Below are 13,581 nucleotides of genomic sequence, written 5' to 3'. Positions count from 1 at the left end.
AAAGCCTAACTAGACGAGAACAGGTGTGAGCGGGGCGACGCAGCGGAAAATCCCACTGTCTGAGAGGCTGGGGGTGTGAATCCTTCGACAGCACAGGCGCACGTCGTCGTCGACGAACTCGCGCGCGGTGGAGTGCGAGATGTCGTCCTGTGCCCCGGTTCGCGAAACGCGCCGCTGGCCTTCGCATTACAGGCCGCCGACGCGGCCGGGCGGATTCGCCTGCACATGCGCATCGACGAGCGCACCGCGGGATTCCTCGCCATCGGTCTGGCCGCGGCCAGCCGCCGCCCGGTGCCCGTCGTCATGACCTCCGGCACCGCCGTGGCCAATCTCGGCCCCGCCGTACTCGAGGCCAACTACGCGCGCCTGCCGCTCATCGTGCTCAGCGCCAACCGGCCCTACGAGATGCTCGGCACCGGCGCCAATCAGACCGTCGAACAATTCGGCCTGTTCGGCACCCAGACCCGCGCCACCATCAGCCTCGGCCTGGCCGAAGCCGAGGGCGATCGGCTCTACGGCCAGCAGAACAGCGTGTGGCGTTCGGCGGTGTGCCGGGTGCTGGCCGCCGCCCGCGGCACCCGCTCCGGCAATGCCGGACCCGTGCACTTCGACATCCCGCTGCGTGAACCGCTCACCCCGGACGCCCTCGCCGGTGATCTGCTCCCGCCCGGCCGCAGCGACGACCGGCCGTGGACGGCAACGCAATACGCGACCCTGGACGTCCCCCTCGATATCGACCTCACCCCCGACACCGTGGTCATCTCCGGCCACGGCGCGGGCCACCGCCCCGAACTCGCGGCCCTGCCCACCGTCGCCGAGCCCACCGCGCCCATGCACGGCCCGTCCCTGCATCCGCTCGCGCTGCCGCTGCTGAAACCCAAGCAGGCCATCATCACCGGCAGCCCCACCCTGCACCGGCAGGTGGCCAAGGTGCTCGCCGATCCCGAGGTCACCGTGTACGCGCTGACCACCGGCCCGTGCTGGCCCGATGTCTCCGGCAATGTGGTCGGCACCGGCACCCGCGCGGTCACCTACGGCGCGCCGCGCCCGGAATGGCTGGAGCTGGCCCGGGATCTGAAGGAGAAGGCCATGAGCGTGGTCCGCGCCGAACTGGCCGGACATCCCAAGCACACCGGGCTGCACGTGGCCGCCGTGGTCATGGACGCACTGCACGACGGTGATCAGCTGCTGCTGGGCGCCTCGAATCCGGTGCGCGACGCCGCGCTGGTCTCGCATCCCCGGCCGGGCGTGCGGGTGCTGTCCAATCGCGGCGTGGCCGGTATCGACGGCACGGTGTCGGCCGCGGTCGGCGCGGCGCTGACCCATTCCGGCCGCACGGTCGCGCTCATGGGCGACCTGACCTTCCTGCACGATGCGTCCGGACTGCTCATCGGCCCCGGCGAACCGCGGCCGGAGGACCTCACCATCGTGGTCGCCAATGACGACGGCTGCGGCATCTTCGAACTCCTGGAACAGGGCGATCCGCAGTACGCGGGCGTTTTCGAACGCGTCTTCGGCACGCCGCACGGTATGGACCTGGCCGCCCTGTGCGCCGCCTACCGGATACCGCACCGCCAGGTCGATCCGGCCGAACTCGCGGTGGAACTCACCGAGAGCGCGCACGGCATCCGGGTGCTCGAGGTCGCGACCGAACGGTCGAGCCTGCGGGAACTGCACGCCACCGTGCGCGCGGGCATCTCGAACTGATCAGTACCCGCTGTCGGCGGCCTCGTCGTAGTCGTCGTCCAGGGGGACCGGGATGGACTGCTCGACGAGATCGCCCTCGTCGGCGGTCCAGCCGCTGTCGCCGGGAGGCACCGCGTCGTCCGCCGCGGATTCCTCGGAGTCCACGCCGTCATCGGGATAGGCAGGCATGTTCTGCTCGACATAATCGGCTTCGGGTACCGCATCGATGGCCGGATCGTTCATCGCAAGCTCCTCTCCGCCGGGGGCACTCCCGAGCATGCGCCGTGATCGCGGAGACGGCAACCATGCGGGAAATCATTCGCAGGGCAGCGGGCCTTTGTCGGCTGGGTGTTCCACCAGCGCGAGCACCCGGCCCGCCATGAATCGCGCGGTGCGCACGGCGGTTCCGGTCCTGGTCACCTCGCTGACCTCCACCACGCCGCGTGCAATGCGCACATCCACGCGTCGCCCGGCCCTGGTGGCGGTTACGTCATAGTTGCGGGAACCGTCGCCCATATCGACGACAATCTCCACTCGATCACCCTTCGTCTTCCAATTCTCCTCTTCACCAGCGGTTTGCGCTGCTAACGAAGAGGTTTCGACCGGTCGGTGTACTTGCATCCGCGAGTGTGCGATGAATTCGGGCCGGATGGGTAGTCCCAAGGGGAGCGGGTCGCTGCCCGGCGACCGCTGCTGCCTTCGGGAGGACCGATGAACCACCAGGCATTCGATCTGGAATCCGCCGCGAACGTCATGGAAGGCGTCGTCTCCGGCATCTCCGATACCCAACTCGACTCCCCGACCCCCTGCGCCGACGTCTCCGTGCGCGATCTCCTCACCCATGTTCTCGGCCTCACCGAGGCTTTCCGGCAGGCGGCCACCAAGGAGGCCGTCGGCCGATCCCAGCCACCCGGTGAGCTCGCCGTGGAATTCGGTGATTGGCACAATCGCATTTCGGCCCAGCTCAAATCGCTCGTCGAAGCCTGGTGCGAACCCGCCGCCTGGACGGGGGACACCGAAGCGGGCGGGGTGCTGCTGCCCGCGCCCGAGATGGCCACGGTCGCCCTGAACGAATTGGTGGTGCACGCCTGGGATCTGGCGCGCGCGACCTCCTAGCCCTATCTGCCCGACAGCGACGATCTCGCGATACTGCTGGAGATGCTGCGGGCCACGCCCGCCGAGGGCACCCCCGGCCTGTTCGGTCCGGTCGTCCCGGTGCCCGACAATGCGCCCACGCTCGACAAGGTCCTCGGTCTCACCGGCCGGGATCCGGCCTGGAGCGCCAATCACGGCTGAGCCCGGCCGAGCCTCAGCCGCGGACGAACACGCCCGCGGCGGCGGCCGTGGCGGCGGCCGTCGCGGCGGCGGTGACGGCCGCCGCGTCGATGGGGTCGCCGCTGGCCAGCAGCCGGTAGTACAGGGGAGCCGAGACCGCGGACAGCACGGCCCGCGCATCGGTGCCGGGCGGGACCTCGCCGCGCGCGATGGCGGCCTCGATCACCGGCGACCATTCGGTGAGGCGGATGTCGTAGAAGCGGTGCAGCGCGGCGGCGGTGCCGTCGTCGGTGGTGGCGGCGGCGATGACCGCGCGGAACAACCGGCCCTGACGGGTATCGGTGAGGGTTTTGGCCACCAGTTCGGCATTGGTCCGCAGATCACCCGGCAGTGATCCGGTATCACTGTGCGGCAGTGAGGTTTCCGCCATCTCCACCAGCAGATCGGCGACCAGTCCGGCCGGGGTGCGCCAGCGGCGGTAGACGGTGGTCTTGCTGACCTCGGCGCGGGCGGCCACCTCGGCCAGATCCAGGGTGGCGAAACCCTTGTCGGCGAGTAGATCACCGGCCGCCCGCAGCACCGCCTCGCGGACGCGTGCGGTGCGCCCACCTGGGCGGATCGAGCCGGGTTGTGCGGTGTCCTGCTCTATAACGGGCCTCCAGTTCCATTTGTCGCATCGAGAGTGTATCGTCTGGATTGCTAACGAAACCATAGTCCCGTTAGGAGCAAAAAATGGAGTACCGTCGACTCGGCGCACCCGGTCTCATGGTTCCGGCCCTGAGCTTCGGCGCGGGCACCTTCGGTGGGCGCGGCGAACTGTTCGGCGCCTGGGGCGACACCGATGCGCGGCAGGCCCGGCGCATGGTGGACATCAGCCTGGAAGCGGGCGTCACCATGTTCGACACCGCCGACGTCTACTCCGACGGCGCCTCGGAAGAAGTACTGGGCGAGGCGATTCGGGGGCGGCGCGAGCAGTTGCTCATCTCCACCAAGGCGGCGCTGCCCACCGGGTCCGGCCCGAACGACGCGGGTTCCGGGCGCGCCCGGCTCGTCACCGCCGTCGAGGCATCCTTGCGGCGGCTCGGCACCGACTACATCGACCTGTTCCAGCTGCACGCCTTCGATGCGGGCACACCGGTCGAGGAAACCCTTGCGGCGCTGGACGATCTGGTGCGGGCGGGCAAGATCCGCTATATCGGCGCCTCCAACTACGCGGGCTGGCAGCTCATGAAATCGCTGGCGGCGGCGGACCGGCACAGCTTCCCGCGCTATGTCGCGCACCAGGTGTACTACTCGCTGGTCGGCCGCGACTACGAATGGGAGCTCATGCCGCTCGGCCTCGATCAGGGCGTCGGCGCGGTGGTGTGGAGCCCGCTTGGCTGGGGGCGGCTCACCGGCAAGATCCGGCGAGGGCAGCCGCTGCCGGAAGGCAGCCGGTTGCACAAGACGGCCGAGGCCGGACCGCCCGTGGACGACGAGGTGCTCTACGACGTGGTGGACGTGCTCGACGACATCGCCGCCGAGACCGGGCGCACGGTTCCGCAGATCGCATTGAACTGGCTGCTCCAGCGGCCCACGGTCGCGACGGTCATCGTGGGCGCGCGCAATGAGGAACAGTTGCGCCAGAATCTCGGGGCGATCGGCTAGAATCTCGACGCGGAGCAGATCGCCCGGCTGGACAAGGCGAGCGCGGTCACGCCGCCGTACCCGTACTACCCGTACTACCGGCTATCGGATTTCACCCGGCTCAACCCGCCGGTCGTCTAGGGCGGTGGGGTTCAGGGGCACGTGATGACGGTCTTGCCCTGCGCGTGCCCCTGTTCCACATGCCGTATGGCCGCGGCGGTTTCGCGGAACGGGAAACGATGCTCGATCAGCGGTGCGACGGCGCCCGCGGAGATCAGCTCGTTCAGTACCAGTAGATCCTGCCGATTCGGCCGTGCCAATAGCAGTTTCAGCGACTGTCTCGTGAAAAGATTGCCCACCAGGACTTTTCCCATCCAGACCAGCGGGCCCAGCCAATTGCCGCCGGGTGCGCCCGCCGAGGAGATGAACACGCCGTCGGGGTGCAGAATGCGGCGGATCTCCGCCAGCGAACGATTACCGGCGAGATCGAACACGATGTCGTAGCGGCGCTCACCGCGCGTGAAATCCGTGGCGGTGTAGTCGATCACGTGGTCCGCGCCCAGGCCGCGCACGGCGTCCAGATGCCGGGTGCTGCACACGGCGGTCACCCCGGCGCCGAACGCCTTGGCCAGCTGCACGGCGAAGGTGCCCACGCCGCCGGAAGCGCCATTGATCAGAACGGATTGGCCCGCCCGCAGTGCGCCGCTGTCGCGCAGCCCCTGCAGGGCGGTGATGGCCGAATCCGGCACGGCGGCAGCCTCTTCGAAGCCGAGCCCGGCGGGTTTCGGTGCGATGCGCTCGACGGGGACCGCCACGAATTCCGCGAACGCGCCGAAATCGGCCTCGCCGTAGACCTCGTCGCCGACCCCGTGCTCCCGCACCTCGGGTCCCACGGCCGTCACCACGCCCGCGAAACAGTGCCCGATGACGCGATGGCGCGGCCTGCGTACCCCGAAGCCCAACAGCCGCAACAGATACGGCGTGCCGTGCAGCAGGTGGATATCGCCCTTGCAGACCGAGGAGGCCCGGACCCGCACCAGGACCTGGCCCGCCGCCGCGACGGGCGGCGCGACCCGTTCCAGGTGCAGGACATCGGCGGTGCCGTAGCTGGGTGCGATGACGGCCGTCATGGTGGCGGCCGCGGCTCGAACATCGGACATGGGTCACGCTCCTCGCGACACTTCGTACTTACGCTGTAAGTACCTTCTCTCGCACCGTACACTTACGGCGTAAGTACGGCAAGGGAGAGTGATGACCACGCAGCGACCGGCCAAGACACGCACCCCGCTGAACCGGGAGCGGGTACTGAGCGCCGCCCTGGGACTGGCCGACGAGAGCGGCCTCGACGCGCTGTCCATGCGCAAGCTCGCGCAGGCGCTGGGAGTGGAGGCCATGTCGCTCTACAACCATGTCGCCAATAAAGACGATCTGCTCGACGGGGTCGCCGATCTGGTCATCGGGGAATTCGAGCTGCTCGCGGCGGGCGGGGACTGGCGGGCCGCGCTGCGGCGGCGCTGCGTGTCCGCGCACGAGACGCTGCTGCGGCATCCGTGGGCGTGCGTGCTCATTGTGGCGCGCATGAATATCGGGCCGAATATGTTGCGGCATATCGACGCCATGCTCGGCTGCCTGCACGAGGCCGGATTCTCCTATGTGCTCGCAGATCGCGCGTGGAACGCGCTCGACAGCCACGTGTACGGATTCACCTTGCAGGAATTGAATTTTCCGTTCGACACCGGCGAATATGCCTCCGCCGCGGCGGGATTCCTGCCGCAGCTGCCCGCTGCGCACTACCCGCACATGCGGGCGCTGACGGAATTGGTCGCCACCGGCGCGCACAACGGCGTGGCCGATTTCGAATTCGGGCTCGACCTGCTGCTCGACGGGCTCGAAAAGCTCAGGGCCGCAGTATGATTTCCGGCCGTAGGGATCTCAGTACACGTCGCGCACGTAGCGCTTCTCGGCGACCAACTGCTTCTTGAAGGCCAGCGCGCCGTCCTCGCTCAGTTTGCCGTGAATCCGGGCGATCGTGAGCAGGGTGTCGTCCACATCCTTGGCCATGCGGGCGGCGTCGCCGCACACGTAGAAGTGCCCGCCCTCCTGCAACCAGGCCCAGAGTTCCGCGCCGTGCTCGATCATGCGGTGCTGCACGTAGACCCGCTCGCGCTGATCGCGCGAGAACGCCAGATCCAGTCGGGTCAGGAAGCCGGAGCGGAACATGTCCTCTAGTTCGGCCCGGTAGTAGAAGTTGTCCTTGGCGTGCTGATCACCGAACAACAGCCAGTTGCGGCCCTTGCAGCCCAAGGCCCGCCGCTCCTGGAGGAAGCCGCGGAACGGTGCGATGCCGGTGCCCGGGCCCACCATGATCATCGGTGCGTTCGGGTCCAGCGGCGGCCGGAAATGCGGCGCCCGCTGCAGGTAGATCGGCACATCGGCCGTCGCGCGATCGGCCAGGAAGGTCGAGCACACCCCGCCGCGCCGCGCCGCCGACCCGATCCCCGCCGGATCCCCGTAGCGCACCACGCTGACCGTCAACTGCACCTCGTGCGGGCTCACCAGCGGGCTGGACGAAATCGAGTACTGCCGCGGTTGCAGCTTCTTCAGCGTCCCCAGCCACTCCACCAGATCCGCGTGCACCGGATAGTCCCGCAACACGTCCACGGCCTGCCGATCCCACAGATACCCGTCCAGCTCATTGCGATTGTCCCGCCGCAACAACTTCGCCAGCCGCGGACTCGCATTCCGTTCCCCCACGAACGACAGCAGATCCGAACTCACCTTGGTGATGTCGTACCGCGTCCGCAATGCCTCCGCCAGCGTCAGCTCCGCATCGTCCACATCGATGATCCGCCGCCCCTCCAACCCCGTGACCGCCAGCCACTCCGCCACCAGCGACTCACAATTCGCGGGCCGAATCCCCAGCGAATCCCCCACCTCATAACTCACCTCGAAGCCCCGCAGATCGAACCCGAACTGCCGCACCTCTTTCCCACACCCCGCCCGCGACAACAACTCATTGGTCACCAGCTTCGCGACCACCGGAGAATTCCGCGTGAACTGCGCAGGAGCCAGCGTCCCGGCCCCGCCCCGCCGCCGGAAGCCTGCGCCACCGGACACACCACCGCCGGTCTCCACTGGCGATCCGTTGCCGCGTGCCGCGCCGATTCCGGGTACCGGGCCGCGTCCAGGCGTAAGGCCGTCGCCGGGCAGCCCGTTGCCGCTGCCGGGGAATGAGCCACTGCCTTGTAAGGCGCCGGTCTGCGGAGCCACGCCCCCGTTCGCGAGTGCGCCGGTGTCGAATGCCCTCGGACCTTGCGCCGCACCATTCGTCCGGCCAACCGCGCTGGGCGTTCCGCCGCTGATGTCCGACAGCGAGGCATCGGCCTGTGCAGCGCCGATCCCCGGTGCTGTGGCACCGTCGGGTGCGAAGCGGGCGCGATCGCCGCTGTGTCCGGGTGCGAAAGTGCCGCTGGGCGAGCCCTCGGCGGTGCCGAGGGCGGCCGGATCGGCGTGCAGCCCAGGGGAGTCCAATCCGGCAGCCAAAGCTGCGGTGATGTCGTCGAGCCACTGCTCCGAGAGGGGTTCGTGGTCGGGTTCGCTGTCGACGCGGGGGAGTAGGCGGGTGGCGCCGCGCTTGGACAGGAGTTCGTCGAGTTTGCGGCCGTGGCCGCAGAAGTCGTCGTAGGAGGAGTCGCCGAGGGCGAAGACGGCGTAGCGGAGGGCGGGGAAGCGGATTGCGCTGTCGTTGAGGCGTTCCCAGAAGTCCGCGCCATTGTCCGGGGGACCGCCGTCGCCGAAGGTGCTGCTGATGATCAGGACGTCGCCGGTCAGGTCAGTCAGTTCGGCGGAGTCCATGTCGAGCAGTCGCGGTGCGAACTCGTTGTCGGCGAGCCGGGTCGCGACGGCGGCCGCCAACTCCTCGGCCGTGCCGGTCTGGGAGGCCCAGAGGATTGTCACGGTCCGGATGGCGGCGGGCGGAGTGCTCGTCGCCGCACCGAACGCGACACCGCTCGGAGCGACGGCCGCGGTGTCCCGGTCGCCCGTCGAACCCGCCTGCGGCCCACGCGAGTACATCCCCGCCAGCAGGCCGTCGATCCACATCCGGCTGCCGCGCGAGATCGGGGCGGTTTCCGGTAGTACCGGGACGCCGGTCACCGGCAGCGATTGCAGAGCCGCCAGATAGCCACCGAGATAGATTCTTTCGGTTTCGCTGAGGGTCGGCGCCGTCGCGCTGTCGAGGCCGAGCATCACTGCGAGCGGATGCGGGCCGTGGGCGGTGGCGCCGCCGAACTGCGCGGCCTGGCCGATCGGCACACCGTCCGAGGAAGCGCCACCGGCTGTCGCGCCGGTTGTCGAATCAGCTTCGGGGAGTTCCGAATCGGCGGGGGAGACGACGGCGACCTTGCGGAGGCGGACCGCGCAGGCTTTGAACTCCGGCTGGAGCGAAGCCGGGTCGACGGCGTCGTTGGTGACGGCATTGATGGTGAGGTATTCGCCCTGTTCGTCGTTCCAGTGGAAGGGGGCGAAGCAGTTTCCGGGGAGGACGCGGTCGCTGAGGACGGCGGGCAGGACGGCGCGGCCGCGGCGGGAGGCGATTTCGAGGTGGTCGCCGTCGCGGACGTCGAGGGTGGCGGCGTCCTCGGGGTGGATCTCCAGGAAGGGGCGGCCGTTGAGCTTGTTCAGTGTCGCCACCTTCCCGGTTTTGGTCATGGTGTGCCACTGGTGTTGCAGGCGGCCGGTATTGAGCACGAACGGGTGGTCGTCGTCCGGCATTTCGGCGGGCAGCAAATGCGGGCGCGGCCAGAACACGGCGCGGCGGGTGGGGGTGGCGAAGGCCAGGCGCGGGGTGTGGCCGGTGTCGTCGGTGTGCGCGTGCTGACTGATGCCGTCGTTGAGATAGCGAATCGGATTACGGCGCTGGGCCGGATCCGGGCAGGGCCACTGCATGGGGCCTTCGCGCAAGGCGTCGTAGGTGATGCCGCGCAGGTCGTAACCGGTGGCCGGATTGGCGAAGCCGCGAATCTCCTCGAAGATCTCCTCGCTCGAGGCGTAGCCGAAACCGTCGAAGCCCATGGCCGTCGCGACCTGGGCGATGAGCTGCCAGTCCGGGCGGGCGTCACCGATCGGCGGCACGGACCGCGGCAGCAGCGTGAGCGTGCGCTCCGAATTCACCATCACCGCATCGGCTTCCGCCCACAGCGTGGCGGGCAGCAGCAGATCGGCATAGGCATTGGTGGCGGTATCGGTGTAGACGTCCTGGGCGATGACCAGTTCGGCCGCCTCCAGCCCGGCGATCACGGTCTTGCGATTCGCCACCGAGGCAACGGGATTGGAGCAGATGATCCAGCAGGCTTTGATATCGCCCTCGGCGAGCCCGCGGAACATCTCGATGGTGCCCGGCCCGGCTTCCCCCCGAATGGTCCCGGCCTCCAGCCCCCACGCGTTCTCCACGAAGGCCCGATCCGTCTCGGACAGTACGGCCCGCTGGCCCGGCAATCCCGGTCCCATATAACCCATTTCGCGCCCGCCCATGGCATTGGGCTGCCCGGTGAGCGAGAGTGGTCCGCTGCCGGTGCGGCAGATCGCCCCGGTCGCGAGATACAGGTTCACGATGGCATTGGTGGCCCAGGTGCCGTGCGTGGACTGATTGACCCCCATGGTCCACAACGACATCCACTCGCCCGCCTCGGCGATCCACCGCGCGGCGGTCCGGATATCGGCCTCGGCCAGTCCGGTCAGCTGGGCGACCAGCTCGGGCGTGTAGTCCACCAGGAACTCCGGCATGGCATCCCAGCCGTCGGTGTGCTCGGCGATGAACTCCTTGTCGATGGCCCCGTCCTCGACCAGCAGATGCAGCAGCCCGTTCAGCAGCGCCAGATCGGTACCGGGCTTCAGCTGCAAGAACAGGTCGGCGCGCGCCGCGGTATCGGTGCGCCGCGGATCCACCACAATGAGCTTGGCGCCCGCCTTGAGCCGATCGGCCATGCGCAGGAACAGGATCGGATGGCAGTCGGCCATATTCGCGCCGATCACGAAGAACAGGTCGGCGTGATCGATATCGTCATAGGAGCCGGGCGGCCCGTCGGCCCCCAGCGACTGCTTGTATCCGGTGGCGGCGCTGGCCATGCACAGCCGCGAATTGGCCTCGATGTGCACGGTCCGCAGATAGCCCTTGGCCAATTTGGTTGCCAGATACTGGGCTTCGATCGACATCTGCCCGGACACGTAGAGCGCGACGGCATCCGGCCCGTGCGTGTCCAGAATCCCGCGCAGCCGCTCGGCCGCCTCGGCGACGGCCTGATCGACCGGCATGGGCACCGGGGGCTGTCCCCGCTCGGGCCGCCGGTAGGCGGATTCCATCCGCCCGGGCGCCCGCATCATCTCGGCGTGGGTCGCGCCCTTGGTGCACAGCCGTCCGGCGTTCACCGGATGCAGCTTGTCGCCCTTGACCTTGGCGATGACCGTCGCGCCGGTCTCGTCGGCCGCGGTCTGCACCGTCATGCCGCAGCCCACCCCGCAGTACGAGCACTGCGTCCGGGTGCTCGTCGGGGGAGTGGTCGAATCCGGTATGACACCGATCTTCGCCATCCCCGGTTGCGCGCGATTTACCGAAAGTTATCTCCAGGTGACATTCCACCTCACAGTTGGAATTTCCGCCGGTGAGGAGGGATCATCCGCTGTGAGACCCGTCACGACCAGGCCGAACAGGTTCAGCCGAGCTTGTACCCGCGATGCAGCGCGACCGCACCGCCGGACAGATTGCGCCATTTCACCGACGACCAGCCCGCGTCGGCGATCCGCAGGGCCAGCTGCGGCTGTGTCGGCCAGGCGCGAATGGATTCGGCCAGGTACACGTAGGCGTCGGGATTCGAGGAGACCGCCCGCGCCACCTTGGGCAGGGCCTTCATGAGGTACTCCATGTAGACCGTCCGGAACGGCCCGAAGGTCGGCGTGGAGAACTCGGCCACCACCAGCCGCCCGCCCGGTTTGGTGACGCGCAGCATCTCGCGCAGCGCCAGATCCGGATCGGCCACATTGCGCAGCCCGTAATTGATGGTCACCGCGTCGAAGGACTCGTCGGCGAACGGCAGCGCCATGGCGTCCCCGGCCACCATGGGCACCTGGCGCCACTGACCGGCGGCGAGCATGTCCTTGGAGAAGTCGGTGGCCACCACCCAGGCGCCGGACTTGCCGAATTCGACCGTCGAGACGCCGGTTCCGGCGGCCAGGTCCAGCACCCGCTCACCGGGCCGCAGCCCCAAGGCTTTCCGGGTCGCCTTCCGCCAGTAGATGTCCTGCCCGCCGGAGATCACCGTATTGGTGATGTCGTACCGCTTGGCCACACCGTCGAACATGGACGCAACCTCGTGCGGTTGCTTCTCCAGCGAGGCTCGAACCTGGTCCCGCCGCTCTGTTTTCGCCACCATCGCACCCTAGCGGCCGACTCGGCTCCGCAACGAGCGTGTCTGGGCCGATTCGGCCACACGCCGTCGCGCCGCGTCGAGCCACTGCGCCGGAGGGAGGCCGAGCAGCCACAACAGCGGAACCGCGAGGGCCCAGGCGACCACGATCACCGACAGCGCCGGGATGATGGCGACCCGGGCATCGCGCCCCGCCACCCGCACCAGATCCGGATCGCCGCGGTCGTATTCGACATTGATGCGCTCGCCAACGGTGAGTTCGGTCGGGTACAGCACACCCACCCGCGGATTGTGCGTCTCGCCATCGGGTGTGACGTAGATGATGGCCGACCGCAGCCGCCCCGCCGACAGCACTTCCGCGCTGGTCGTCCCCATATTCGAGCTGATCAGATGATCGTTGCGCCAGGCCGTCGCCACCAGCAGGATCGCCAGCACGCTGACCGCCGACGCGGTGATCAGGACGGCGATCCTGGCGCGCCGCAAACGCGTTTCGCGCTTGACAGACTGGCTAGTTTCCGGCACTTCACCAGGCTATTCCATGACTCGGCTACGGTTGCCGCCATGTCCCGTAAATTCAGCTTCACCGTGCAGTACAGCGTCCCGGTAGAAGAGCTTCACCGGGCACTGACCAACGACGAGATGTGGCAGGCGCGTTTCGCCGACGCGTCCACCGCGACCCTGGACCTCTCCCATCCGGACGGGCCCGGCACCATTCGCATCCATATGACCGAAAAAGCCCCCGAGGACAAGATTCCCGGCCTGGTGAAGAAGGTGCCCAAGAGCGATCTCGTCCTCGAGCGCACCTATACCTGGGGGCCGCTCGACGGTGAGATCGCCAAGGGCGGCTTCAACGGGGCATCCAAGGGCATCACCACCGAAATGGAAGGCACCTTCGAATTGCGGCCCACCGCCGAGGGTTCCGAGATCGAGGCGGCAGGCACCGTGACCGTCAAGGTGCCGTTGGTCGGCGGCGCCATCGAGCCGCTGGTGGAGAGTCTGCTGGAGCGCGTGATGAACAGCGAGCGCAAATCCGTCGAGGCTTGGTTCGCCGCGCAGAAGGCCTGACAACAGCCCGCACCCGTGGATGCGTTCCCCGCGCATCCACGGGCCGTCAGGCGCTCACTTCAGCTGGCTCGGATCGAAGGCCCGCGGCTCGACCAGCACCAGCCAGTTGCCGGAGTTGTCCCGGCACACGGCCTCCACGCCGTAGGGCCGCTCCGACGGCGGCTGCACGAACTCCACGCCCTTGTCGGAGAGCTCCTCGAAGGCTTTCTGACAGTCGGGGGTGCGCAGGCCCAGCCGCCATTGGTGCCATTGGCCAGCGCGCGGCGAATGGCCTCGGCCATGGGCTCGTCGAGCGGCGGACTGGGCACCATGAGGGTGACCTCCAGTTCCAGATGGTCCGGATGCGCCACGGTCACCCAGCGGAAACCGCTGTCGCCCATGGTCACATCGGTGGTCTCCACGAAACCGAGCTTGTCGATGTACCACTGTTTGGCGGCCGTCTGGTCCTGGACGTAGACGGTCACGAGGGAAACATTGCTGATGGTTGTCATGCCTCGAGGCTATGGGT

General features: G+C 68.2%; 13 protein-coding genes and 2 pseudogenes. 6 read left to right on the top strand and 9 right to left on the bottom strand.

What is annotated here, in order from left to right; all coding sequences use genetic code 11:
• The first annotated feature begins 75 nt into the window (after window positions 1-75).
• Window positions 76-1,707 (top strand): 2-succinyl-5-enolpyruvyl-6-hydroxy-3-cyclohexene-1-carboxylic-acid synthase, encoded by a 1,632-nt coding sequence (gene menD, locus NC4_RS25600; protein ID WP_067543068.1) that lies wholly within the window; start codon window positions 76-78, stop codon window positions 1,705-1,707.
• On the opposite strand, the gene NC4_RS25595 is transcribed toward menD, so the two are convergent.
• Both NC4_RS25595 and NC4_RS25590 read right to left on the bottom strand, forming a co-directional pair.
• Entirely contained in the window at window positions 1,708-1,929 is a 222-nt protein-coding gene (locus NC4_RS25595) for an Rv3202a family protein (protein WP_067543065.1), read from the bottom strand.
• A gap of 72 nt (window positions 1,930-2,001) precedes the next feature.
• On the bottom strand, window positions 2,002-2,220 hold the full coding sequence (locus tag NC4_RS25590; RefSeq protein WP_245721910.1) for a DUF8836 family protein: 219 nt from the start codon (window positions 2,218-2,220) through the stop codon (window positions 2,002-2,004).
• A 177-nt stretch (window positions 2,221-2,397) separates the two neighbouring features.
• Here NC4_RS25590 and NC4_RS25585 point away from each other — a divergent pair, with 177 nt between their 5' ends.
• Both NC4_RS25585 and NC4_RS43170 read left to right on the top strand, forming a co-directional pair.
• Window positions 2,398-2,802, top strand: a complete 405-nt coding sequence (locus tag NC4_RS25585; protein ID WP_245721909.1) for a TIGR03086 family metal-binding protein — start codon at window positions 2,398-2,400, stop codon at window positions 2,800-2,802.
• 42 nt (window positions 2,803-2,844) lie between these two features.
• The gene (locus NC4_RS43170) at window positions 2,845-2,982 is read left to right on the top strand and encodes a hypothetical protein (protein ID WP_245721908.1); all 138 of its coding nucleotides are present in this window, start codon (window positions 2,845-2,847) and stop codon (window positions 2,980-2,982) included.
• 13 nt (window positions 2,983-2,995) lie between these two features.
• On the opposite strand, the gene NC4_RS25580 is transcribed toward NC4_RS43170, so the two are convergent.
• Window positions 2,996-3,610, bottom strand: a complete 615-nt coding sequence (locus NC4_RS25580; RefSeq protein WP_067543475.1) for a TetR/AcrR family transcriptional regulator — start codon at window positions 3,608-3,610, stop codon at window positions 2,996-2,998.
• A gap of 83 nt (window positions 3,611-3,693) precedes the next feature.
• On the opposite strand from NC4_RS25580, the pseudogene NC4_RS25575 reads away from it, so the two are divergent.
• Window positions 3,694-4,728, top strand: a pseudogene (locus tag NC4_RS25575) (aldo/keto reductase).
• Window positions 4,729-4,739: 11 nt separating this feature from the next.
• Here the strand turns inward: NC4_RS25575 and NC4_RS25570 are convergent.
• Window positions 4,740-5,747, bottom strand: a complete 1,008-nt coding sequence (locus NC4_RS25570; RefSeq protein WP_218021289.1) for an NAD(P)-dependent alcohol dehydrogenase — start codon at window positions 5,745-5,747, stop codon at window positions 4,740-4,742.
• Window positions 5,748-5,838: 91 nt separating this feature from the next.
• Here NC4_RS25570 and NC4_RS25565 point away from each other — a divergent pair, with 91 nt between their 5' ends.
• Window positions 5,839-6,501: a TetR/AcrR family transcriptional regulator C-terminal domain-containing protein gene (locus NC4_RS25565; RefSeq protein WP_084529768.1), complete on the top strand. Its 663-nt coding sequence runs from the start codon at window positions 5,839-5,841 to the stop codon at window positions 6,499-6,501.
• A gap of 18 nt (window positions 6,502-6,519) precedes the next feature.
• Here NC4_RS25565 and NC4_RS25560 read toward each other — a convergent pair whose 3' ends face one another.
• The 3 genes from NC4_RS25560 to NC4_RS25550 form a co-directional block, all read right to left on the bottom strand.
• Complete coding sequence (locus NC4_RS25560) at window positions 6,520-11,175, bottom strand: bifunctional nitrate reductase/sulfite reductase flavoprotein subunit alpha (RefSeq protein ID WP_439957555.1); 4,656 nt, start codon at window positions 11,173-11,175, stop codon at window positions 6,520-6,522.
• Window positions 11,176-11,297: 122 nt separating this feature from the next.
• Window positions 11,298-12,014 carry a demethylmenaquinone methyltransferase gene (locus tag NC4_RS25555; RefSeq protein ID WP_067543062.1) on the bottom strand — a complete coding sequence of 239 codons (717 nt, stop codon included), beginning with the start codon at window positions 12,012-12,014 and terminating at the stop codon, window positions 11,298-11,300.
• A 6-nt stretch (window positions 12,015-12,020) separates the two neighbouring features.
• Window positions 12,021-12,530 carry a DUF3592 domain-containing protein gene (locus NC4_RS25550; RefSeq protein WP_067543059.1) on the bottom strand — a complete coding sequence of 170 codons (510 nt, stop codon included), beginning with the start codon at window positions 12,528-12,530 and terminating at the stop codon, window positions 12,021-12,023.
• Between the two features lie 39 nt (window positions 12,531-12,569).
• Here NC4_RS25550 and NC4_RS25545 point away from each other — a divergent pair, with 39 nt between their 5' ends.
• Complete coding sequence (locus NC4_RS25545) at window positions 12,570-13,073, top strand: DUF2505 domain-containing protein (RefSeq protein WP_067543056.1); 504 nt, start codon at window positions 12,570-12,572, stop codon at window positions 13,071-13,073.
• 54 nt (window positions 13,074-13,127) lie between these two features.
• Here the strand turns inward: NC4_RS25545 and NC4_RS25540 are convergent, their stop codons facing one another.
• Both NC4_RS25540 and NC4_RS44825 read right to left on the bottom strand, forming a co-directional pair.
• Complete coding sequence (locus NC4_RS25540; protein WP_369690794.1) at window positions 13,128-13,499, bottom strand: VOC family protein; 372 nt, start codon at window positions 13,497-13,499, stop codon at window positions 13,128-13,130.
• Window positions 13,481-13,564, bottom strand: a pseudogene (locus tag NC4_RS44825) (VOC family protein); the annotation flags it as partial. The pseudogene NC4_RS44825 and the gene NC4_RS25540, both read right to left, overlap by 19 nt.
• Window positions 13,565-13,581 lie beyond the last annotated feature (17 nt).

This window comes from Nocardia crassostreae, from assembly GCF_001613405.1.
Lineage (GTDB): Bacteria > Actinomycetota > Actinomycetes > Mycobacteriales > Mycobacteriaceae > Nocardia > Nocardia crassostreae.
Note: the sequence above shows the minus strand (reverse complement) of the source record. Positions and strands in the feature narration are given on the sequence as shown.

Coding starts and splice junctions, on each gene's coding strand:
- NC4_RS25595 (WP_067543065.1), bottom strand. CDS start 1,929: ATGAACGATCCGGCCATCGATGCGGTACCCGAAGCCGATTATGTCGAG.
- NC4_RS25585 (WP_245721909.1), top strand. CDS start 2,398: ATGAACCACCAGGCATTCGATCTGGAATCCGCCGCGAACGTCATGGAA.
- NC4_RS43170 (WP_245721908.1), top strand. CDS start 2,845: ATGCTGCGGGCCACGCCCGCCGAGGGCACCCCCGGCCTGTTCGGTCCG.
- NC4_RS25570 (WP_218021289.1), bottom strand. CDS start 5,747: ATGTCCGATGTTCGAGCCGCGGCCGCCACCATGACGGCCGTCATCGCA.
- NC4_RS25565 (WP_084529768.1), top strand. CDS start 5,839: ATGACCACGCAGCGACCGGCCAAGACACGCACCCCGCTGAACCGGGAG.
- NC4_RS25560 (WP_439957555.1), bottom strand. CDS start 11,175: ATGGCGAAGATCGGTGTCATACCGGATTCGACCACTCCCCCGACGAGC.
- NC4_RS25555 (WP_067543062.1), bottom strand. CDS start 12,014: ATGGTGGCGAAAACAGAGCGGCGGGACCAGGTTCGAGCCTCGCTGGAG.
- NC4_RS25545 (WP_067543056.1), top strand. CDS start 12,570: ATGTCCCGTAAATTCAGCTTCACCGTGCAGTACAGCGTCCCGGTAGAA.